The 210-nt window shown below is 57.6% G+C and carries 1 protein-coding gene; it reads left to right on the top strand.

Annotation, left to right across the window (positions count from 1 at the left end; genetic code table 11):
* Positions 1–86: 86 nt before the first annotated feature.
* A partial coding sequence (locus KIM67_RS18830) for an HYR domain-containing protein (protein ID WP_371815812.1) occupies positions 87–210 on the top strand: 124 nt, incomplete at its 3' end.

Below are 210 nucleotides of genomic sequence, written 5' to 3' on the forward strand. Positions count from 1 at the left end.
TGAGCGACAGTGCCCTTACGGGGAGCAACCCTGGAACGATAACAAGGACCTATAGCGTGACCGACGAGGCCGGGAACGGGATCACCGTGACCCAAAATATCATCGTTGACGACACGACGGACCCTACCATTAGCTGTCCGGCGGATATTACCCAGAACGTGGATGCCGGGCAATCAACGGCAGTGGTGACCTATACGGCACCCGTTGGCA

Source organism: Flagellimonas sp. 389 (genome assembly GCF_018449435.1).
Lineage (GTDB): Bacteria > Bacteroidota > Bacteroidia > Flavobacteriales > Flavobacteriaceae > Flagellimonas.